Genomic DNA, 23198 nt, shown 5'->3' with positions numbered 1-23198 from the left:
TTGAGTGTTTGAGACTGCCTCGGATTAAGATTAACATCTAATTCGGGGCTTTCGTCTTTTTGGCTCTCGCAAGGCTTGAACCAAAATGATCCAAGCACCCGCCGCAATAGTAGCAAAAAAGTACTCTAAACACAGATTTTTTTGCTACTTAATTTTTATTATTCAATTGGTTAACTTGTTTTCTAATTCATTTCTTATAATGAGTTTTATGTCTAATCTTCTAAATAATCATTAATACCATTAGGTAAAACGAGTTGAGCGGCAACTTGGGCTGCAGTCTTCCGGCCTACCAATAATTCAATTAACTTTAATGCAAAGTCAAAAGAAGTGGCGGGTCCTTGGCTAGTTAATAGATTGACACGTTCATCAAAGTAAACTCGGCGATCGACCCATTTATAGGCTGGGATTTTATCTTTCATTGATGGAAAACAAGTCATATTACCTAGCGGAAACAATTGGTGGTATTCAAGTACAAGCGCTGGTGCAGCACAAATAGCGGCTACAATTTTACCATCTAGATGCATACGGCGAACTTTTTCAACAACCAGTGGGCTATCGCGGAATGTTTCTGCGCCAGTCATACCACCGGGTAGCACAATAGCATCAAAAGGCTCATCAGCGACTTGAATCAACGGGGTATCGGCAATAATTTTTAGACCTCGTGAAGCGGTAATGGTTAAAGAGCCATCTTCAGTCACACTCGCTAAGGTCACATTAATGCCTGCTCTAACTAATAAATCAGCGGTAATGGTAAATTCGATTTCTTCACTACCATGAGCGATGCAGATTAGAACGGAAGTCGTCATATTGTTGTTCTCTATTTTTGACTAAATGGTATAGGCGATCGTTTTCAGGTGTACTAATCCCATGAGCTCGTGCTTGTTTAATTAAAAAACCGGTTATGTAGTCAATTTCAGTGCGGCGATTATTGCGGATATCTTGTAACATCGATGAATAGTTATCTGCAGTATTATTGATAATGCTATAGATATATTCTGTTAGTTCAGTTTTATCTGTATGTAACCCTTCAGCTGCCATAACATGGCATATTTCATCAATGATCCGAGATATTTGGGTGGAATGTTGAATTAATTCACCATTCTTACAATTATACTCGACGGTGAGGGGGTTAATGACACAGTTGACGATCAATTTACGCCAACAGGTAGTTAGAATTTGATTATGCCAAGCCACATCAGGTAGAGCTTCATGCAAAATATCCGCAATAGGGTAATAAGCCTGTGCTTGGGAATTAATCGCGCCAATATGTGTGATACCATTGGCAACATGAAAGACTTGGTTATTTTCTTGCCACGCCGCATGTGTTGTCACGCCAGCTAAAATAGGATGACGCAACGGAGTAAGTTCCTCAACCGTACCCATGCCATTATGCAGTAATAAAATGGGGGTATTTTCTGGGATAGTTTTAATCAGAGGCAATAAAGTATCAGAAACTTGCCATGCTTTTAAACAGACAATGATTAACTCGCTACTTTGCAAGTGATTAATATTATTACAAGGAACGAGTTCTCGAAAAGTACGTCCATCGGGTTCATTAACATCGACGAATAAATCAGACTGTGCAACACGTAGCCAACCTTGTACGTCATGCCCTTGCATTGCAAGTGAAGCAAGCCACAGTTTACCTATCGCACCACAACCAATCAGAGTTATTTTCATTGTTTCCCCTTTGAAAATGGGAGTTTAACGTCTTATAAGGTAAGGCGGAAGTGATCTCTTGCCAGTATAACCTTTTACTATACTAAGTTGTAGTTAACGAAACATCATAGGCCCTGATAACTTGAAGTGATGTGAGTAAAAACGTTATCATGCGCACAATCTAAAAATTATCAGTGAGGTTCTGGCTATGCCATCATTTGACATTGTATCTGAAGTGGAAATGAATGAAGTACGTAATGCGGTGGAAAATGCACAGCGTGAGTTAACTAGCCGTTGGGATTTTAAAAATGTCGAAGCCAGTTTTGAGCTAAATGACAAAAATGAATCAGTTAAAATTACTAGCGAATCTGATTTCCAAGTGCTTCAGTTAGTTGATATTTTAAGAGAAAAAATGGCAAAGCGCGGTATTGATGGTGCGGTATTGAATGTGCCTGAAGATATCGTTCATAGTGGAAAAACCTATAGTGTTGAAGTTACGTTCAAGCAAGGTATTGATGCTGCGATTGCTAAAAAAATCGTTAAATTAATCAAAGACAGTAAACTGAAAGTTCAAGCACAAGTTCAAGGCGACCAAGTGCGTGTGACTGGTAAAGCCCGTGATGACTTACAATCGGTTATGGCGCTGGTGCGCGGTGGGAATTTAGGCCAACCTTTCCAATTTAACAACTTCCGCGATTAGTTGTTTATCAAGTAAGCCCGCAATGGCGGGCTAATTTTTACTGATTTATTAATGCTTCGAGTTGATCTCGATTGATGATTTTTCTATCAACTTTAACATAAGCGCTAAATTCCTCATCAACGACAAGCGCTTCCATCACCCCTTCTTGAGCTTGTAATTTTTTCTCAAGAGCTCTTGTATCTCCAATATGGTTGGATAATTCAATACGAATACTGCTGACATAAGGAGGCTGTTGCATAGTCAAGCTAACGACAAACCAGATAATGGTTAAAATTAAACCGCCAATAAAAACGGTACCAGCCCCTTCAAAACTGTACAACCACCCACCGACAATACCACCAATGGCAACACCTAAAAACTGGCTGGTGGAGTAAACTCCCATGGCCGTTCCTTTATAGCCCGCAGGTGCCTCTTTACTGATTAGTGACGGTAAAATGGCTTCCATAATATTGAAAGCAATAAAAAAGAGTTGAGTACCGAGGAAAATCACCCATAAGTGACTACCAGAAAGCCATAAGGTAATTTCAGCTAATGCTAAAACGATAATGCAAAATAAGAAAACCTGTTTCATCTTGCGGTATTTTTCCGCATAAATAATAAAGGGAAGTACTGTTACAAAGGCGATTAACATCGTAACCAAATAGGCTTTCCAATGGTCTTTCGCTAAAAATCCCGAATCGGTCATGATAAGAGGTAGAGCAACAAAACTGGACATCAGTAGGGTATGTAAGCTGAGGATCCCTATATTTAATTTGAGTAACTGTGGGTGCATTAAAACGGCTTTTAAATTACTTTGCACAAATGCAGACTCACGATTTAAGACATGAGTATTAGTATTAGGAACAACAAAAACAGTCACTGCAATAGCACCTACTGCAAGCAGTGCTATTCCCCAAAATAGACCACTTAAACCAATCAAGTTGGTGAGAATTGGACCCAGTACTAGCGCTATAGCAAAAGTTAAACCGAAACTAATACCTAGAAATGCCATGGCTTTAGTCCGATTTTGCTCTCGAGTTAGATCAGAAAGTAGTGCCATGACGGCAGCTGAAATGGCGCCGGCACCTTGTAAAGCACGCCCAATAATAATTCCCCAAATTGAATCGCTTAATGCCGCGACGATACTTCCGATAATGAAAATGAATAACCCAATAATAATTAAAGGCTTTCTACCAATTTTGTCTGACATCAAACCAAAAGGAATTTGGAAAATAGCTTGGCTAAGACCATAGATACCAATAGCGACACCCACTAAGAACTCGCTAGCTCCTTGTAAATGCATTCCATAGCTGGTCAAAATAGGTAATACCATAAACATTCCAAGCATTCGCAAGGAGAAAACAGAACCTAATCCCCAAGTGGATTTAAGCTCTGCGGATGTCATTTTGTTATCATTCATTTTTATTCTTCATATTTCGTGCTGTCGTGGTGTTAGCTCTCTCGGCTACTTAGGTCGCATACGGGTAGCACAACAAATTTGAGTTACGTCGTGGTGACATGTTTGTACTATCAATCTATTAGCATTTTTAATAGTGCATTCAATATCTAGCTTATAAATAGCAAGGGGCTATTTAACCATAAAATAGATTCATAAGGATAGGCAGAATAAGTAAAAGTGAGTTGTAAAAGCAGTTAGAGACAAATAAAAACGGCGGGGAAGACCCGCCGTTTAGACATTGTCATCATCAGTGAACAGATAAGTTATCTGACGAGAGCTATAACAGTATCGCTTGAAACGATAGGATCAACTGACATCATTACACTCAATGAAGTAATCGCTACGATTGAGAAAATGAACAATTTTCTAGCCCAGACTCGGTCGTCATTTTCGGTTTTGAAACCCGAAATTGCCATACCTAGCCACCATAAGCTGACTGCTGCACCTACGATGAGGTACTTATAGCCCGCGTATCCACTGATAGCTAACATCAATGTTGCAACCATAAACGCTAGGATATACAGGAAGATATGTGTCTTCGCGACTGAAATTCCTTTAATAACCGGTAACACTGGAATGTTTGCGGCTTTATAATCCTTAAAACGGAAGATAGCAATGGCATAAGAATGAGGCATCTGCCACAAACTGAATATCAACAATAGGATAAGTGCACCCATATCGAATTCATTTGTAACAGCGCAGTAACCGATAACCGGTGGTGCTGCGCCTGAAAGGCTGCCAATCAGCGTGCCATAAACGGATTTACGTTTCATATATAGGCTATAAATACCTACATAAACAATGAAACCGATAACTGCAAGCAGCATTGCCAGCGCATTGGCTGCTACAAGTAGCAGCACCATACCAGCAATACCTAATGCAGCAGCGTAAATCAGGCTAACTTTCGGATCAATCAGCCCTTTAACTAAAGGGCGATTCTTCGTTCTTTCCATGATACGGTCGATATCACGGTCGATGTAGTTGTTAAAAACACAACCAGAAGCCACGACCAGTGATACACCTAGCAAAGTCGCAACGAACAGTGGGTAATCAATTGACCCTTTTGAAGCCAATAAAAAACCACCGATCACAGAAATCAAGTTTCCGAATATAATTCCTGGTTTGGTCACTTGCAGGTATTGCTTAAACATATCGGCAACTCTTTAGTCGAGCATCATATTGATGTTCAGGTTGTACATAATCCACAGTGAGCCTACGACCACAATGCCAACAATAAGCATGGTGAACAGGAAGGCAACTAAATTCCAACGCTCATCTGATGATGTATTCATATGTAAGAAACAAACCAAATGAACCAGAATTTGCACAACCGCCATGCCCACAACAGTCCAAAGGATTGCTGAAGTTGACGCTGTACCTTCCATCACCATCCAGAAAGGGATCACTGTCAGGATAACTGATAGGATAAAGCCAATCAGGTATGTTTTAACGCTACCGTGGCTTGCTCCAGTGTGAGCATCTTTTGCATGACTCATTTAAATAGCCCCCAGAAGATAAACAACGGTAAATACACAAATCCACACAACGTCTAAGAAGTGCCAGAACAAACTTAGGCAGTTTAAACGTGTTTTGTTGACATCAGTCAGGCCACGGCGAGTGACTTGGATCATCATGATAATAATCCAGATCAGGCCCGCAGTTACGTGTAGACCGTGAGTCGCAACGAGTGCGAAGAAGCCAGATAAGAAACCGCTACGGTCAGGACCAAAGCCTTCTGCAATCAATTCATGGAACTCATAGATTTCCATGATGACGAAGCCAAGGCCTAACAGGAACGTTGCAAACAGCCATAAGTTAACAGCAGCTATCTTACCTTTGTGCATCGCTATCATTGCGAAGCCGTAGGTGATACTACTCACTAACAGTAAGAAGGTTTCGCCTAATACGAACTTCAGACTGAAGATATCTTTACCAGCAGGACCGCCGGCAGTTCCATCGGCCAAAACAACATAGGTAGCAAACAAACAAGCAAACAGAATCAAGTCGCTCATAATATAGAGCCAGAAACCGAATACTTTTGTTCCACCTGCATCGTGGTGCCCATGCTCAGCATGGGCGATATTTTGGTTAGTCATTGTATTAGTTGACATCGTTCACACCTGCCTTACGCAATTCTTCAAAGTGCTTATTCTCGATTTCTTCGATTTCAGCCACAGGTACGTAGTAATCAACATCTTCGTCGAAGCTTTTTGCAATCCAAGTTACGATCATTCCACCGAAACCAATGATTGCGAGCCACCAGATGTGCCAGATCATTGCGAAACCTAAAACTAAGCTAAATGCAGCGATAATAACGCCTGCGCCTGTGTTTTTCGGCATATGAATTTCTTCATATGAAGTCGGTTTCTTATGAGCAAGGCCTTTCTCTTTCAGATCCCACCATGCATCGCGGGTTTGAACGTGTGGTTCAATCGCAAAGTTATAGAAAGGTGGTGGAGAAGATGTCGCCCACTCAAGTGTACGTCCACCCCATGGGTCACCGGTTAAATCACGGTTTTCATGACGGTCACGGATACTCACAATGATTTGGATAACTTGGCATGCAATACCGATGGCGATTAACGCAGCACCGCCTGCAGCAACAACTAACATTGTGTGGTAAGTCGGGTCAATATTCTGACTTAAACGACGGGTCATACCCATAAAGCCAAGAATATACAGTGGCATAAAGGCTAAGAAGAAACCGATGATCCAGAACCAGAAGGCACGAACACCCCATTTCTCATTTAGCGTGAAGCCATATGCTTTCGGGAACCAGTAAGTCATACCCGCGAAGCACCCGAATACAACACCACCAATGATAACGTTATGGAAGTGAGCAATCAGGAATAGACTGTTATGCAGAACGAAGTTTGCACCTGGAACAGCAAGCAGAACACCAGTCATACCACCAACAGAGAAGGTGATGATGAAACCGATAGTCCACAGCATAGGTGATTTAAACTCGATACGGCCTTGGTACATGGTAAACAACCAGTTGAAGATCTTAACCCCTGTAGGGATTGCGATAATCATTGTGGCGATACCAAAGAAGGCGTTAACGTTCGCGCCTGAACCCATCGTAAAGAAGTGGTGCAACCAAACGATGAAGGACATAACGGTAATAACGATTGTCGCCCAAACTAATGAGGTATAACCGAATAAACGTTTTTTCGAGAAGGTTGCTGCAACTTCAGAGAACACACCGAATACTGGGAGAACAAGGATATACACCTCAGGGTGACCCCAAGCCCAAATCAGGTTGATGTACATCATCATGTTGCCGCCCATATCATTAGTAAAGAAATGGGTGCCTAAATAACGGTCTAACGTCAGAAGTGTTAATGTGACGGTTAAGATAGGGAAAGCAGCAACAATCAATACGTTAGTACATAACGCAGCCCAGCTGAATACAGGCATTTTCATCATCGACATACCCGGTGTACGCATACGGATAATAGTCGCGATGAAGTTAACCCCTGTTAATAGAGTACCGATACCGGATATCTGCAGACTCCAGAGCCAGTAATCGACCCCGACCCCAGGGTTGTACTCCAAGCCGGATAATGGCGGATAAGCCAACCAACCGGTCTGTGCGAATTCACCTACCCCTAGAGAGATGTTGATTAACACAACACCCACAACAAAGAACCAGAAGCTCAATGAGTTAAGGAATGGGAACGCAACATCACGTGCACCAATTTGCAGAGGTACAACGAGGTTCATCAGACCAACAACGAATGGAGTTGCCATGAAGAAAATCATGATAACGCCGTGCGCAGTAAAGATTTGGTCATAGTGATGAGGATTTAAGAAACCCTCTTGGCCAGCAGATGCAAGAACTTGCTGCCCACGCATCATGATAGCATCAGCGAAGCCACGGAATAACATGACCATCGCTACAATGATGTACATGACACCAATTTTTTTATGGTCAACAGAGGTTAACCATTCTTTCCACAACCACTTCCATTTACCAAAGTAAGAAATCACACCAACTAAGCCAAGTCCACCTAGGACAATAGCAATCAGGGTGACTACGATAATCGGCTCATGGAGCGGAATTGCATCTAGTGTTAATTTTCCGAACATGCCCTTATTCCTCAGCGCCAGCTGCATGAGCGCTATGGCTCATTTGCATTGAATTACCTGTAGCATCGTTATGGTCAGTCATTGAATGACTTTGATTTTCTACAGGAGCGTGACCTTTATGGTGCTCATGACCAAACTTCAGAACGATATCTTCATAAAGTTTAGGCTTCACGCTAGAGAAGTAGGTAACAGGAACGTTCATGCTTGGCTTAGCGACTTCGTCAAATGCCTGCATGGTGTCCATTGTTTTAGGAGAAGCTTTTACCTTTTGTACCCACTCATCAAAACCTTGACGGTCAGGAGTTGCAATAGCATTGAACTTCATATCAGAGAAGCCGTGGCCACTGTAGCTTGCAGAGAAGCCCTTATAAGTGCCTGGTTCGTTAGCGATTAAGTGAAGTTTTGTTTGCATACCCGCCATCGCGTAGATTTGGCCACCTAAAGATGGAATGAAGAATGAATTCATCACCGAGTCTGACGTGATTTTGAAGTTAACTGGCACACCGGTAGGGAATGCGATTTCATTAACTGTTGCAATGCCTTGCTCTGGATAAATAAATATCCATTTCCAGTCAGCAGAAATAACTTCAATCGTGACGGGTTCCTGATCACTCACTAATGGCTGATACGGGTCCAGCTCATGTGTCGTCTTCCAAGTGATAGCACCCAGAATAATGATAATGATGATAGGAACAGTCCAGCAGACTAACTCAATTTTATTTGAGTGAGCCCAATTAGGACGGTAGGTTGCTGACGTGTTGGATTCACGGTATTTTCTTGCGAAGATAATCGTCATGAAAATAACAGGAATAACAACAAGTAGCATTAAGCCAATTGCAATAAGAATTAGCTCTTTTTGTTTAACGCCAACGGCGCCTTTTGGATCCATCAACACCATATCGCAACCACCTAATAGTAAGGTAGCTACAACGAGTGAGATTGCTCCGATGCTTTTTTTGTAGTTCATAAGTCTCATCCACGACCCCAAATGACAAGAATCTAATTGTCGTTTCATCAGTGCGGGCATTTTACGGTAAGGTTATGCGAGTGTAAATGATTGTAAGGCAAAGAAACGGAATTGTTAGCTCTTTATGTTAATATGATCACATGTAAAGAACTTATAAAGAAAACGTTAAAATTGATGCGATTTATAAGTATGCATTGATAAAACTCAATTAATAGTAAATTATCTTAGTAATTTTTCAAAGAAAAATATATACAAAAGAAATGAAAAAAGAGTGAAACTGATATAAATGATTAGCAATTTGCTAAGGGAAATTACAGTTTTTATTGCCGATAAAGCTATATTGGTTGCTTTATCGGCTAAATCATAAAGAAAAATTCTTATTTTACTGAAAAAAATAAGAAAATAGTTAACTCCTGATACAATATTCTATAGTGCGCTAAAAGGTATACTTTAATGTGTAAATGATTGCATCTTGATAGAAGGTATCTCCTAATTTATTGTCAGCATAGCGGTATTGTACCCCTGCAGAAACATGGTTTGTCGCATTCCACCAAAAAGCGAGAGCGCCATTTATGCCATTACTCTTGCCGCCGTTATAGCGTTTGTTCCTGGCAAACTCCATTTCATGCCAGTTTGTTATCATGAAATTTTCTTCGAATGCGCTGAAATTATAACCAGCTACCCAACCTGCTACATATCCATTATTACCTGAATAGAATGTCTGGTCGGTGTAATTTAGAGCAATAAAAGGTTTAAACCATAAATCACCGAATGCAGTGTTATAACCAATACCATATAAAGTATTCACATCGTGGAAATTACCACCATACTTGGCTCCCGGTAATGACCAAGTGCCATAAACGTGGCCATATAGATTGAAACCAGTATCACCTAAATAAAAGCGGCCTGTTGTTTTAATGGTATAGCGTTTATTTCGTCCTGAATCGGTGTGTTGGCTATGGAATGGGTTTTCGAGATCAAAAAAGCCATATAACTCACCCCAATTAAAATTGGCACCGCCTTCAAGCTCAATGTAGGCAAAATCTTTCTTACGTGTCGTATTTTCTGTTTTGGTTTCAGTACGATGTGACCAATCTAAATAGTTTACATTGACATCAGCAAAGCCATTTTTATAGCCAATAATATCGTCAGAGTATGCCGTACCCGCTAGAGAAATTAAGGTAGCCATGTAAATGATTTTTTTCATAGATAGATTATCTTCGCTTAATAATTGATGAGGTTTAGCAGTTTGCTAGTTATTAACACTTTAATTAACTGATTTGTAACATGTGATATATTAGGCTTATAAGTTGCAATTAAGAAATATTTTACATAGGCAAAGTGATCTAAGTCACGATATTTTGATGGTATTAATTCGTTTTGCTATTTAGGTCTGGTTTATAGAAAAGATCAAATCCCCTAAACAAATAAACTTTGCTTAGGGAATTATGAAATGAATAAGAAAGAGTATTGAGAGGGTTATTGCTGTACTGTTTTGCGAACGGCGAGGAAATCTAAACTACCACCAATAACTAAGCTGATAGCACCAATGCTAATACCAGTATTAAAAATAAGGTTTTGGTAGTGGGGTAAACTTAGCCAAAATTCAATTTGTGTCGTAAATAGATAAACTTTCATATCACTAAATGAAAATACAAGTAATGAAAGTAACCAAATAGCAAGGCAGCTTACGGCAGTAATAAGTGCATATACGGCAATACGGTAGCCTCTAGCATATAGTTGACGTCGTTGGAATAGCCCTGTTGTTTGAGTGTAAATTAAGGATGTTCGGCAAGCTAATAAAAGTAAAACGCCAGGAACTGCAACCGCGATTGAAATTAGGTAGAAAAGTGGCCAGCCATAGTTACTGACAAAAATACTTGCGACTGGGCCAATGTAAACACGCCCAACAGCAGAAAGAGCAGAAAGAAGGGCAAATTGCGTTGCAGATAACGACTTATTACATAATGTCATTAAGAGGGCGACAAAAGCAGCAGTTCCCATGCCAGAGAAGATATTTTCTAGAAATATAATCGACCCCATGGTTAAGATATTAGGGGGGGTTATCGCTAAGAACCAATATCCGATATTAGAGCCGCCTTGTAGAAGTCCAAAAATAAATAGAGCTTTAAATAAGCTCATGTTTTTCATTAGGTAACCACCAAGTAATGCCCCAACTATGGTTGCCGCCATACCGACAGTTTTATTGACGGTACCCACTTCACTTAAACTAAAACCAAGCGCGTTTAACAGAAAGTTGGTATTGAGCGCCATGACAAAGGCGTCACCGAGTTTGTAAAAAACTAACAGGAGTAAGATTAGCCATGCATTGTTCCTGCTAAAGAATTCAGCGAGTGGCTCGTAAATTGCTTTTTTTAATGAGGTTGGCGCAGCACCGCTTTCTTCAGGTTCTTTGGCGAGTAATGTCGCGATAACACCGATAACCATCAGCCCAGCCATGACTAAGTACAGTTGTTTCCAGGTTAAAAACTTGTCTGCTAACCAAAGTGCAAGGCCACCTGAAACTAGCATGCTGATCCGGTACCCCATAACGGAGGTTGCCGCACCAATTCCTCGTTCTTCAGCACTCAGTAAATCGGTTTTATAAGCATCAAAAACAATATCTTGTGAGGCTGAACAAAATGCAACAGTAACGGCTAGCGCAGCCAGATACCACAAATGTTCTGAGGGGTTCACAAAGCCCATCGCGGCAATACTGATAATCAACAGAATTTGCGTGGTTAATAGCCATCCTCTTCGGCGGCCAAGAAAGGGCGGGGTGTAGCGATCCATCATTGGGGACCAAAGAAATTTCAGCACATAAGCCTGTCCGACTAATGAAAAGAAACCAATGGTTTTAATATCGACATTTTCAACAGTTAGCCAAGCTTGTAATGTACCTGCAGTCAAAGCTAAAGGTAGACCAGAAACAAAGCCTAAAAGGATTAAAGTGATGTTATTTGGTAGAGTAAAACGAGGCATTATTCCCTCTAAGCCAGTGTGATATTGCTGCAATACATTGCGCTGCAGAGGTATTGGCTGCGCTATGCTACCCAAGCTCAATCAATGGGAGCTTAGGTAGCTTAATACTTAATGATAATGATTGCTCAGTTAATAGCGTGAATTTTGTCTGATAAAATCGGTGATTTCTTGGTCTGTTGCCATATCTGCAATTAAATCAGTGAGTGCGCTATTGATAGCCGTTGCTATCTTGTCATTATTGGCAGCTAATAACTCTTGTGTATTAAAATTGCGGGTAAATGAGCGTGTTTTTGTTGAACCATTTGGAGCCGTTGCAATAATGCTCACACTAGAGTTGACGGTAATATTATGGCGTAGACTGCCTTCACTTACTTTGGTATCGAGCTTATTCAATTGAACAACTAGATTCACGTTTGCCGGTGATGTCACCATAAACCCACGTGCAGCCATCTGTTTTTCGACAGCTTCTTGCATTAGATAGCGAGGATCGCGAGAAGGGTTTAGTACGACTAGACTACCATTACGATTGACCTCTGCTAAAGATTTGTTCGCACGATTATCTACACTGCTAACACTGATTGAAGTCGCATTCAATGTCGGGTTTTTTGCAGGTAAAGCTATCTTAGGCTCAAGTGATAGTGTATTGCTGCTGGTTGCACAGCCCGCAAGAAGAAATAACCCTAAAAGTGGAAAACACAGTTTTCTTAACATAATTTTTTCCAGTTCATCTTTCCTAATTGAAAATGTTTCGTTATGGTGCGGGTAGCCGTCGTTCAATATAAAGCTTAGCGGCTTATTTATCCTAAACTGTTAGACAACAATTTTTGAAAAAATTCGCATCAACGTGCCGCTATCATAACATTGGCAAGTTATTATCGGATATAGAAGATAGCAATAATCAACGCGTACAATAAAAGATAATTGCCTCTGAGCATAATTTTTAATTAAGGAGCATTTTATGGGCGCTAATGCAGCTCAAAGTATGCAATCTCTTGTGATCCAAAAATTACAAGCTGCTTTTGAACCTACACATTTGGAGGTGATTAATGAAAGCCATCAACACAATGTGTTACCTGGGTCTGAAAGCCATTTCAAAGTTATTTTAGTGAGTGATAAATTTGAAAATAAACGAATGCTTGCCCGTCATCGTGAAATTTATGCTATTTTAGCGGACGAATTATCAGGAGGGATCCATGCCCTTGCTTTGCATACATATACACAACAAGAGTGGAATGAGCTTGCTGATACAGCATTAAAATCACCAGCTTGTCGTGGTGTAGGTGGTGTTAATCGATAATTCTTCGTTTCAGGTAATGCCTGAGACTATTCTTTACATAATTAGCCATGCTTAATTATGAGTTTGGTGAATGTTTTTTCTTCAATTTAGGTGAAAAAACAAAAAATTTAGTCAGAAAAGTCACAAATAAAGAGGAAAAAACGCTTCTTTTCTCAGCTTTTCTCGACTCAGGGCGCATGCATCGGTATAATGCTGCGTCTAATTTTCAGTAAGGTTTCGGGACGCTTCTGATATCAGGGATTGACCGTTACGAAAGTAACGCCCCCGGTTCTGGAAGGGAGACAGCCGTTATGATTTAATGGCATAACTCTGGAGTAGACCGATCACTAAGATTTATTTTGAGGTAAGAAGATGCAAGTTTCTGTTGAAACGACTCAAGGCCTTGGGCGTCGTGTAACAATCACCGTTCCTGCCACTGATATTGAAAAAGCAGTTAATAGCGAATTAGTTAGTGTTGCTAAAAAAGTACGTGTTGATGGTTTCCGTAAAGGAAAAGTACCAATGAACATCGTTAAACAGCGTTACGGTGCGTCTGTTATGCAAGACGTTCTGGGCGATGTAATGCAACGTAACTTCATCAATGCAATTATTGAGCAAAAAATCAATCCAGCGGGTGCACCTAGCTACAAGCCAGAGCAACTCGAAGATGGTAAAGATTTTGTGTATTCAGTTGAATTCGAAGTTTACCCAGAAATCGAATTAGCAGGTTTAGAAACTATCGAAGTTGAAAAACCAGCAGTTTCTGTAAAAGACGAAGATCTGGAAAACATGTTAGAAACTCTGCGTAAGCAACAAGCGCAGTGGAAAGAAGTTGAAGCGGCAGCAGAAGCTGACTCTCGCATCACTATCAACTTTACCGGTTCTATCGATGGTGAAGAATTCGAAGGCGGCAAAGCAGAAGATTTCGCTCTGGTTATGGGCGAAGGTCGTATGATCCCAGGTTTCGAAGAAGGTGTTGTGGGTCATAAAGCGGGTGAAGAATTCGATATCGAAGTTAACTTCCCAGAAGACTACCATGCTGAAAACCTGAAAGGTAAAGCAGCGAAATTTGCTATCGTTCTGAAGAAAGTAGAACAGCGTGAACTGCCTGAGTTCACTGAAGAATTCATCAAGCGTTTTGGTATCGCTGATGGCTCTTTAGATGGCCTGCGTGCAGAAGTACGTAAAAACATGGAGCGTGAGCTGAAAAATGCTGTGCGTAACCGTGTTAAAGCCCAAGTTCTGGATGGCTTAATCAAAGCTAACGACATCGAAGTACCAGCAGCAGTTGTTGATGGTGAAATTGATGTTCTGCGTCGTCAAGCGGCACAACGCTTTGGTGGTGACGAAAAACAAGCGATGGAATTACCTCGTGAACTGTTTGAAGAACAAGCAAAACGTCGCGTAGTGATCGGTCTGCTGTTAGGTGAAGTGATCAACAAAAACGAACTGAAAGCTGATGAAGATCGTGTTAAAGCACTGATCGAAGAAATGGCTTCCGCGTATGAAGATCCATCTGAAGTTATCGAATACTACAGCAAAAACGAAGAGCTGATGAACAGTGTTCGTAACTTAGCTTTAGAAGAACAAGCTGTTGAAACAGTATTAGCTGTTGCTAAAGTGACAGAAAAAGAAACTAACTTCACTGAACTGATGAACCAAGTTCAAGCAGGTTAATTTTTTCTTGCTGTGCAAAATAATGAAACCCGTGGTGTGCTACTACGGGTTTTTTGTCAATTAAAGCCTTTAAATTATCACTTTAGCGAATTTAATTAGGAAACCCTTGAAAAACACATTTAAACCCTAATTATATTATCTATACTTCAGTAGTCTAAGTGGGGCCTTAATTGCGATTTAAACTATTTTGAATAGCTTAATATTGTCTTTTTACCGCTTAATATTGCCGAAAACGATGATATTAACCAATTGAGTTATTTCGTCATCCTTGAAAATCAAGTATGGTTTTCTAATGGTATAATTCCGTGTAACCCAATAGACTTGTGTTAAACTCTTTTAAAGAGCGTCTTGTTTACTGCAGCATACTTAGCTGCATTTTCTTCTTATTTTGTCAGTAATTTGGTTAAATATTAGCTAAACTAGAAAAATAAGAGGAGTGAAAGAGCTTGCAGACACAGGAATTTTTTAAAACCGTTGTTTGTGGCATGAACTCTGCTCAAAATAGCAGGCAGACAGCAAATTAGGCGCAAGCACCAGAACGTTTTAATAGGAGATTTCGATGTCACATTTTGGCAGTCAGGAACAATTAGCATCTCAAATGGCCCTTGTGCCTATGGTCATAGAGCAGACTTCTCGTGGTGAGCGCTCGTATGATATTTACTCACGTCTATTAAAAGAACGTATTATCTTCCTGACAGGTCAAGTGGAAGACCATATGGCGAATTTAATCGTCGCTCAGATGTTATTTCTTGAAGCAGAAAACCCTGAAAAAGATATTCATTTGTATATTAATTCACCGGGTGGTGTAATTACCGCAGGTATGTCAATTTACGATACGATGCAGTTTATCAAGCCTGATGTAAGTACTATTTGTATGGGACAAGCTTGTTCCATGGGGGCTTTTTTATTGACAGCGGGTACAAAAGGTAAACGTTTCTGCTTACCAAATTCACGCGTGATGATCCACCAACCGTTAGGGGGTTATCAAGGCCAAGCGTCAGATATCGAAATCCACGCCCAAGAAATTCTTAAAGTGAAATCTCGAATGAACGAGTTAATGGCTCTGCATACTGGTAAATCCATTGAAGAAATTACCCGAGACACAGAGCGTGACCGTTTCTTATCTGCAAATGAAGCAAAAGAATATGGTTTAGTCGACCAAATTTATAGTAGCCGTTAATGGGTTAACTTTTGGTATAATTAGTTCATACCATAAACTATTTTAAAGAAAATCGTTGTTTTGTTTTTAAATGAACGAAAACAAAACAATATGGATAAAAGTGAGGTCAACTGATGACAGATAAACGCAAAGAGGGGACAGGAAAACTGCTTTACTGCTCTTTCTGCGGAAAAAGTCAGCATGAAGTGCGCAAGCTGATTGCCGGTCCGTCAGTCTATATTTGTGATGAATGTGTAGATTTATGTCTCGATATCATCCGCGAAGAAATAAAAGAACTTACGCCGCATCGTGAGCGTAGTGAACTGCCTACGCCACATGAAATTCGACAGCATCTTGACGACTATGTTATTGGTCAGGAAAAAGCGAAGAAAGTTTTAGCTGTTGCGGTATATAACCACTACAAACGCTTACGTAATGGTGATAAAACCAGTGATGGTGTTGAATTAGGCAAAAGTAATATTTTGCTAATTGGCCCAACAGGTAGTGGTAAAACGCTTTTAGCTGAAACGCTAGCGCGTTATTTGGATGTGCCATTTACAATGGCTGATGCAACGACATTAACTGAAGCTGGTTATGTCGGTGAAGACGTTGAAAATATCATTCAAAAATTACTACAAAAATGCGATTACGATGTTGAAAAAGCTCAACGTGGTATCGTATATATTGATGAAATCGATAAAATTTCACGTAAATCAGATAACCCATCAATTACCCGTGACGTTTCTGGGGAAGGTGTGCAACAAGCACTTCTTAAACTTATTGAAGGAACTGTTGCGGCAGTGCCACCACAAGGGGGGCGTAAGCACCCTCAGCAAGAATTTTTGCAAGTTGATACTTCAAAGATCCTCTTCATTTGTGGCGGGGCATTTGCAGGGCTAGACAAAGTTATCGGTCAGCGTTTGAATACCCGCTCAGGTATTGGTTTTGCTGCAGAAGTGAAAGGTGAGTCAGATAAAGCAACAGAAGGCGAATTATTAACTCAGGCAGAGCCAGAAGATCTAATCAAATTTGGTTTAATTCCTGAATTTATTGGCCGTTTACCTGTTGTTGCAACATTAACTGAACTAAGTGAAGAAGCTCTGATTCAGATTCTGCAAGAACCTAAAAATGCATTAACGAAACAATATCAAGCTTTATTTAGTCTTGAAAACACTGAGCTTGAATTCCGTGAGGAAGCATTAAAAGCCATCGCTAAGAAAGCAATGGCACGTAAAACTGGAGCTCGTGGTTTACGTTCTATCGTTGAAGCTGCATTGTTGAATACGATGTATGATCTCCCTTCAATGAGTGATGTTGAAAAAGTTGTCGTTGATGAAAACGTCATTAATGAACAATCAGAACCGCTTTTAATCTATAGCAAACCTGATGCTCAAGCTTCTGGCGATAACTAATCCCATATAAAATGTTCAATAGTTAATCAAACGAAATGAGGGGTTTCCCTCATTTTGTTTTTTATGTTCAACTAACCATTGAATGCTAAAATCTTGTCCCCATATAGTTTATATTCTGAGGTGTGGTTTCCTTGTTTTAGACAGCAATTTTAGAACAAGAGAGAGAAACCCTTAAACTAGCGTGAGCTAAACGAAGAGAGAGCTTTATGAATCCTGAGCGTTCTGAACGCATTGAAATACCAGTATTGCCTCTGCGTGATGTAGTGGTATACCCACATATGGTGATCCCACTGTTTGTTGGACGTGAAAAATCCATTCACAGTCTGGAAGCAGCGATGGATCATGACAAGCAGGTAATGCTGGTTGCGCAAAAAGAAGCCTCGACTGATGAGCCAGGGGTGAATGATTTATTTGCTGTCGGTACAGTCGCGTCTGTTATTCAGATGTTAAAACTGCCTGATGGCACCGTTAAAGTCCTTGTTGAAGGTCTACGACGCGCACGTATTACCAGTTTGACAGATAATGGCGAATATTTCTTAGCGCAAGCGGAATATTTGGCAACAGAACAAAATAATGAGTCTGAACACGCTGCGTATGATGAAGCGACAGCGGGTTCTCAATCATCAGACGCACTTGATGAAAAAGAAAACGAAGTATTGTATCGCACTATCGTTAGTCAGTTTGAAAGCTATATAAAGCTGAATAAAAAGATCCCACCTGAAGTATTAACCGCATTACATGCAATAGAGCAAGATCAGCTAGATAAACTGGCGGATACCATTGCTTCTCATATGCCACTAAAATTAGCGGATAAACAACGCGTTTTAGAAATGGCGAATATCGCTGAGCGTGTTGAGTTTTTGATGGCCATGATGGAGTCAGAAACTGAGTTGCTGCAAGTCGAAAAACGCATCCGTAATCGTGTTAAAAAACAGATGGAAAAAAGCCAGCGCGAGTATTATCTGAATGAGCAAATGAAAGCTATTCAGAAAGAGCTAGGCGAAATGGATGATGCGCCAGATGAATATGAATCGCTAAAACGTAAAATCGAAGAAGCGAAAATGCCAAAAGAGGCACAAGAAAAAGCAGAAGCAGAATTGCAGAAGCTGAAAATGATGTCTCCAATGTCAGCGGAAGCTACCGTAGTCCGTAGTTATATCGATTGGATGGTGCAGGTTCCATGGCATAAACGTAGCAAAGTCAAAAAAGACTTAGTGAAAGCCCAAGAAGTGTTAGATACCGATCACTACGGTTTAGAGCGTGTGAAAGACCGTATTTTAGAATATCTGGCAGTGCAAAGCCGTGTAAGTAAAATTAAAGGGCCGATTCTTTGTTTAGTTGGGCCTCCTGGTGTGGGTAAAACCTCTTTGGGGCAATCTATTGCTAAGGCTACGGGTCGCCAATATACCCGTATGGCATTAGGTGGGGTACGTGATGAAGCTGAAATTCGCGGTCACCGTCGTACCTATATTGGCTCAATGCCTGGTAAGTTGATCCAGAAAATGGCAAAAGTAGGGGTCAAAAACCCACTATTTTTACTGGATGAAATTGACAAAATGTCATCTGACATGCGTGGTGATCCTGCCTCTGCACTATTAGAAGTACTTGATCCAGAACAAAATATTGCATTTAACGATCACTACTTAGAAGTGGATTATGATTTGTCTGATGTGATGTTTGTTGCAACATCGAACTCGATGAACATTCCTGCGCCATTGTTAGATCGTATGGAAGTTATCCGTCTTTCTGGTTATACAGAAGATGAAAAACTGAATATTGCGAAGAAACATTTGTTATCTAAGCAGATTGAACGTAATGCGTTGAAAAAGAATGAGTTAACTATCGACGATAGTGCTCTAATGAGCATCATTCGTTATTACACTCGCGAGGCTGGCGTCCGTGGTTTAGAGCGTGAAATCTCTAAATTGTGCCGTAAAGCAGTTAAAGCGCTACTGATGGACAAAAAGCTTAAGCACATTGAAATCAACGCTGATAACCTGAAAGATTATCTGGGTGTTCGCCGTTTTGATTATGGCCAAGCAGATACAGAAAACCGTGTTGGGCAAGTTACAGGCCTAGCTTGGACAGAAGTTGGTGGTGACTTACTTACTATTGAAACTGCATGTGTACCTGGTAAAGGTAAACTAACTTACACCGGTTCTTTAGGTGAAGTCATGCAGGAGTCTATCCAAACGGCATTAACGGTTGTTAGAGCTCGAGCAGAAAAACTGGGTATCAATAGCGATTTCTATGAAAAGCGTGATATTCACGTTCACGTGCCGGAAGGGGCGACGCCAAAAGATGGCCCGAGTGCGGGTATTGCGATGTCAACTGCTTTAGTTTCTTGCTTAACCGGTAACCCAGTTAGAGCCGACGTGGCAATGACAGGTGAAATTACGTTAAGAGGTTTAGTTTTCCCGATAGGCGGTCTGAAAGAGAAATTATTAGCTGCACATCGTGGTGGGATTAAAACAGTATTAATCCCTAAAGAAAACGAACGTGATTTAGAGGAAATTCCTCAAAATGTGATCGCGGATCTCGAAATTCATCCGGTGAAAACAATTGAAGAAGTTCTTTCTTTGGCTTTAGTTAACCCTCCTTTTGGCGCTGAAGTAGTTAAAAAGAAAGCTAAAAGAGTGAGCTGAATCAAGAAGTTTGTATAAAATTAAGGCTGACAGCTAATTTAGAGCTTGTCAGCCTTTTTTTTCATCGCTAATTTAACGATGATTCTGATAATTGTTTGTATGCAATCTGTTCTCTTGCCATTGGTAATCAGGATTGATATAACGGCTGCATATTAATTAACTATACTAATAACTGCTATAGTTAATTATAGTTAATTAAGAGATTTATAGTCCAACTAATATGGGGATGATAAGAGTGAATAAAGCTCAACTGATTGATCAAATCGCTTCTGATGCGAATATTTCTAAAGCTGCAGCAGGTCGTGTTGTTGACGCGTTCGTTGCTACTGTAACGGGTTCTTTGAGTAAAGGGGACGATGTTGCTCTAGTTGGCTTTGGGACTTTCTCTGTTCGTGAGCGTGCAGCACGTACAGGCCGTAACCCTCAAACGGGTAAAGAAATTAAAATAGCTGCGGCGAAAGTTCCTGCTTTCCGTCCAGGCAAGGGTCTTAAAGACGCTGTAAATAGCTAATTAGGTATTTAAGTTTGTCTTTCTCGTATTTTTGCGAAAACTCAAACTGACGGAATGTCTTTAATCAGCTAATATATAAGCGCACCATTGAAATGGTGCGCTTTTTTTTCTTTCTGAGTTAAGATTAGCGTATTATCAGGAAATTGAATTCAACAAAGCGGAGTTAAGCCTTTTTATGATGGAAAATTTACGCACAAAGGCGAATAGTCCTTTGCTCAAAATAATACTGGCGCTGATTATCCTTTCATTCGTGTTGGGTGGCGTTATGATGGGTGGCCTTGGTGGCAACAGTGCAAATAATGCAGCTGAAGTTAACGGGCAGTCAATAAGCCGAGAACAGCTACAGCAGGCTTTTCAACAAGAGCGCCAATCATTACAAGAGTATCTGGGAGATAAATTTTCAGAAGTCGCTAGTAATGAAGAAAGTATGAATTTACTGCGCCGCCAAGCTCTCGATAACTTGATTAACAATGAACTGATTAATCAGTATGCTAATGAACTACAACTTTCAGCAAGTGATCAGCAAATTGAGCAATATATTTTCTCAATGCCTGTTTTCCAGACAGATGGCCGGTTTGATAGCGAAAAATATCGTGAGATTTTAAGCCGCAACAACATTAACGCGGATAGCCTCGCAGCTCAAATTCGCCAAGACCTTACACGAGCTCAGTTAGGAAAAACCTTTACTGGAACGGATTTCGCTTTACCATCAGAAGTTAAAGCATATGCTGAATTATTTATGCAAGAACGTGAAATTCGTACTGCAATCTTAGATTTAGCAGAAGTTCAAGCGAAGCAAACAGCTTCTGAAGAAGAATTAAAAGCCTACTATGATGCTAACCAAAATAGCTTTATCTCACCTGAGAAAGTACAAGTAAGCTATGTTGAGATGGATGCTGCATCAATGCCTCCAGCCACAGTGTCTGATGAAGAAGTAAAAGCGTATTATGAGCAAAACCTGAAAAATTATACTCAGGCAGAGCAAAAACAGTACAGTATGATTCAGGCGGATTCTGAAAAGGATGCGAATGATATCCTGAATGAATTAAAACAAGGCGCGGACTTTGCAACATTAGCAACTGAAAAATCAACGGATAAATTCAGTGCAGGGCAAAAGGGCCTGATTGGTTGGATGGAAGCTGCATCAACGCCAATCGAAATTGTAGATGCAAAATTAACAGAAAAAGGGCAACTTTCAGCACCTGTTAAATCACAAAATAGCTATGTTATCTTCCGTTTAGATGATATTAAACCTGAATCTATTAAACCGTTTGAGCAAGTTGAAGAAAGTATTAAAACTAGCTTACTTCAAGATAAAAACATTAAACAATTCTATGATTTACAGCAAAAAGTCAGTGAAGCGGCTACGAGTGATATGGAATCATTAGTATCAGTTGAATCTGTATCTGGTTTGAAAGCGGTGACAACGGATTGGTTTGATAGAACAAATCCACCTGCTGCACTTAATTTCCCTAAAGTGGTCAGTGAAGTGTTTAGCGACCGTTTAGTGGATAAAAATGGTTCTAAAGGGATTAACTCTGACGTGATTAACGTGGAAGGTGACCGTGCATTTGTTGTACGTGTAACAGAGTATAAACCTGAAAGTGTTGAACCTTTTGAACAGGTTAAGTCAGAAATTGAAACACTGGTTAAACGTCAAAAAGCCGATGCAGAGTTGAAAACGACGGGCGATAAACTACTTGCTGAGTTAAAAGCAGGTAAAGGGGCTGAAGCTTTAAATGCTGCTGGTGTTAAACTTTCTGAAGTTCAGACTGTTTCTCGATTAATGCCACAAACAGCGGTTATCAATGCGACAATGGAAATGTCACAACCTGTTGATGGTAAACCAAGTTATGCACTTGCGCGTGATGAGTCCGATAACTATGTGGTTATTCAGTTAGATAAAGTCACATTAGGCCAACCAACGGATGAAGAGTTAAAACAACTGACCCGTGAATACCAAGGTGCAATGAGTTCTGCAGTTAACGAAGCTCTGATGCTTAACTTGCGTGAGAATGCAAAAATTGAAGTGCTGAATATTGAATAATTGCGAACGGCTTCGCAAATAAAATTGTAACTTCATGATTAGAAGGCCACCTTTGGGTGGCCTTTCGTATTTTTAATATTATTGAAAAGTGTTCCGTATTTTTCTATGGCATCGTTGTATCTCAACATACACAGGAGAACAAATATGTTATGGAATTCAGTCAATAAATGCAGATTAGGTATTGTTCTGCTCCTTTCTTTATTATGCTCATTCTCTTTTTTTTCTTTGGCTAAGAAAATTGAGCCAGAAAAAGCCACTGCGGCTGTCATTCAAGAGAAACAAGTAAGTAATAACTCACCATCGACGAGCCATGGCCAGTCTGACAAAGTCAATATCAACTTAGCGGGTGAAGAAGAACTCGCAGAAAAATTGACGGGTATCGGTAGGCAAAAAGCGAAAGCAATTGTTGAATATAGGCAAAAATATGGTGCTTTTAATTCCATTGAAAACATTTTAGAGGTTCAGGGGATTGGTCCTGCATTTTTAGAAAAGAATAAAGGTAAGTTAACTTTGTAACTAAAATCCCCCATACAAAGTATGGGGGGAATATAGTATGGGTGAATTATATTAAAGGTTAATAATTGAGCAGAAAACTAAACCTCTTATAAATAATTTGAGAGCTAAGTCTTATTA

General features: G+C 40.2%; 20 protein-coding genes. 9 read left to right on the top strand and 11 right to left on the bottom strand.

The features are described 5' to 3' along the window. Window positions 1-212: 212 nt before the first annotated feature. Together yajL and panE are read right to left on the bottom strand one after the other, a co-directional pair. Window positions 213-806 (bottom strand): protein deglycase YajL, encoded by a 594-nt coding sequence (gene yajL, locus PR809_RS13520; RefSeq protein ID WP_195698219.1) that lies wholly within the window; start codon window positions 804-806, stop codon window positions 213-215. Beyond that, window positions 769-1680, bottom strand: a complete 912-nt coding sequence (gene panE, locus PR809_RS13515; RefSeq protein WP_206276467.1) for a 2-dehydropantoate 2-reductase — start codon at window positions 1678-1680, stop codon at window positions 769-771. Before panE ends, yajL begins: the two co-directional genes overlap by 38 nt. Window positions 1681-1867: 187 nt before the next feature. Between panE and PR809_RS13510 the strand changes: the two genes are divergently transcribed. Continuing rightward, complete coding sequence (locus tag PR809_RS13510; protein WP_004914551.1) at window positions 1868-2359, top strand: YajQ family cyclic di-GMP-binding protein; 492 nt, start codon at window positions 1868-1870, stop codon at window positions 2357-2359. A 37-nt stretch (window positions 2360-2396) separates the two neighbouring features. Here the strand turns inward: PR809_RS13510 and PR809_RS13505 are convergent, their stop codons facing one another. From PR809_RS13505 to PR809_RS13465, 9 genes are all read right to left on the bottom strand, one after another. Beyond that, window positions 2397-3758: an MFS transporter gene (locus PR809_RS13505; RefSeq protein WP_206276466.1), complete on the bottom strand. Its 1362-nt coding sequence runs from the start codon at window positions 3756-3758 to the stop codon at window positions 2397-2399. A 302-nt stretch (window positions 3759-4060) separates the two neighbouring features. Further along, the gene (gene cyoE / locus PR809_RS13500; protein WP_004905461.1) at window positions 4061-4948 is read right to left on the bottom strand and encodes a heme o synthase; all 888 of its coding nucleotides are present in this window, start codon (window positions 4946-4948) and stop codon (window positions 4061-4063) included. Between the two features lie 12 nt (window positions 4949-4960). Beyond that, window positions 4961-5293 (bottom strand): cytochrome o ubiquinol oxidase subunit IV, encoded by a 333-nt coding sequence (locus PR809_RS13495; RefSeq protein ID WP_102139037.1) that lies wholly within the window; start codon window positions 5291-5293, stop codon window positions 4961-4963. After that, the gene (locus PR809_RS13490; RefSeq protein ID WP_004905456.1) at window positions 5294-5908 is read right to left on the bottom strand and encodes a cytochrome o ubiquinol oxidase subunit III; all 615 of its coding nucleotides are present in this window, start codon (window positions 5906-5908) and stop codon (window positions 5294-5296) included. Further along, a complete protein-coding gene (gene cyoB / locus PR809_RS13485; RefSeq protein ID WP_036958554.1) occupies window positions 5898-7889 on the bottom strand; it encodes a cytochrome o ubiquinol oxidase subunit I in 1992 nt (663 codons plus the stop codon). The genes PR809_RS13490 and cyoB overlap by 11 nt, the downstream gene beginning before the upstream one ends. Window positions 7890-7893: 4 nt before the next feature. Next, window positions 7894-8865 (bottom strand): cytochrome o ubiquinol oxidase subunit II, encoded by a 972-nt coding sequence (gene cyoA, locus PR809_RS13480; RefSeq protein ID WP_042851662.1) that lies wholly within the window; start codon window positions 8863-8865, stop codon window positions 7894-7896. A 427-nt stretch (window positions 8866-9292) separates the two neighbouring features. Further along, window positions 9293-10063: a nucleoside-specific channel-forming Tsx family protein gene (locus PR809_RS13475; RefSeq protein ID WP_102139038.1), complete on the bottom strand. Its 771-nt coding sequence runs from the start codon at window positions 10061-10063 to the stop codon at window positions 9293-9295. 272 nt (window positions 10064-10335) lie between these two features. Continuing rightward, entirely contained in the window at window positions 10336-11838 is a 1503-nt protein-coding gene (gene ampG / locus PR809_RS13470) for a muropeptide MFS transporter AmpG (protein ID WP_102139039.1), read from the bottom strand. 129 nt (window positions 11839-11967) lie between these two features. Next, window positions 11968-12549 carry a YajG family lipoprotein gene (locus PR809_RS13465; RefSeq protein WP_195698221.1) on the bottom strand — a complete coding sequence of 194 codons (582 nt, stop codon included), beginning with the start codon at window positions 12547-12549 and terminating at the stop codon, window positions 11968-11970. Window positions 12550-12796: 247 nt separating this feature from the next. Between PR809_RS13465 and bolA the strand changes: the two genes are divergently transcribed. From bolA to PR809_RS13425, 8 genes are all read left to right on the top strand, one after another. After that, window positions 12797-13135, top strand: coding sequence for a transcriptional regulator BolA (bolA, locus tag PR809_RS13460; RefSeq protein ID WP_102139040.1), 339 nt, complete (start codon window positions 12797-12799; stop codon window positions 13133-13135). A 351-nt stretch (window positions 13136-13486) separates the two neighbouring features. After that, window positions 13487-14791, top strand: a complete 1305-nt coding sequence (tig, locus tag PR809_RS13455; protein ID WP_102139041.1) for a trigger factor — start codon at window positions 13487-13489, stop codon at window positions 14789-14791. A gap of 559 nt (window positions 14792-15350) precedes the next feature. Continuing rightward, window positions 15351-15971 carry an ATP-dependent Clp endopeptidase proteolytic subunit ClpP gene (gene clpP / locus PR809_RS13450; RefSeq protein ID WP_004905443.1) on the top strand — a complete coding sequence of 207 codons (621 nt, stop codon included), beginning with the start codon at window positions 15351-15353 and terminating at the stop codon, window positions 15969-15971. A gap of 113 nt (window positions 15972-16084) precedes the next feature. Further along, complete coding sequence (clpX, locus tag PR809_RS13445; RefSeq protein ID WP_094962144.1) at window positions 16085-17362, top strand: ATP-dependent protease ATP-binding subunit ClpX; 1278 nt, start codon at window positions 16085-16087, stop codon at window positions 17360-17362. A 206-nt stretch (window positions 17363-17568) separates the two neighbouring features. Beyond that, entirely contained in the window at window positions 17569-20007 is a 2439-nt protein-coding gene (gene lon / locus PR809_RS13440; protein ID WP_166266719.1) for an endopeptidase La, read from the top strand. Window positions 20008-20242: 235 nt separating this feature from the next. Further along, entirely contained in the window at window positions 20243-20518 is a 276-nt protein-coding gene (gene hupB, locus PR809_RS13435; protein WP_004914513.1) for a nucleoid-associated protein HU-beta, read from the top strand. Between the two features lie 175 nt (window positions 20519-20693). Beyond that, window positions 20694-22565: a peptidylprolyl isomerase gene (gene ppiD / locus PR809_RS13430; RefSeq protein ID WP_102139043.1), complete on the top strand. Its 1872-nt coding sequence runs from the start codon at window positions 20694-20696 to the stop codon at window positions 22563-22565. 144 nt (window positions 22566-22709) lie between these two features. Further along, window positions 22710-23081 (top strand): ComEA family DNA-binding protein, encoded by a 372-nt coding sequence (locus PR809_RS13425; RefSeq protein WP_166266721.1) that lies wholly within the window; start codon window positions 22710-22712, stop codon window positions 23079-23081. Window positions 23082-23198: the final 117 nt, after the last annotated feature.

Source organism: Providencia sp. PROV201, assembly GCF_028479545.1.
Classification (GTDB): Bacteria; Pseudomonadota; Gammaproteobacteria; order Enterobacterales; family Enterobacteriaceae; genus Providencia; species Providencia huaxiensis.
This window is presented reverse-complemented; position numbering and strand designations above follow the sequence as displayed.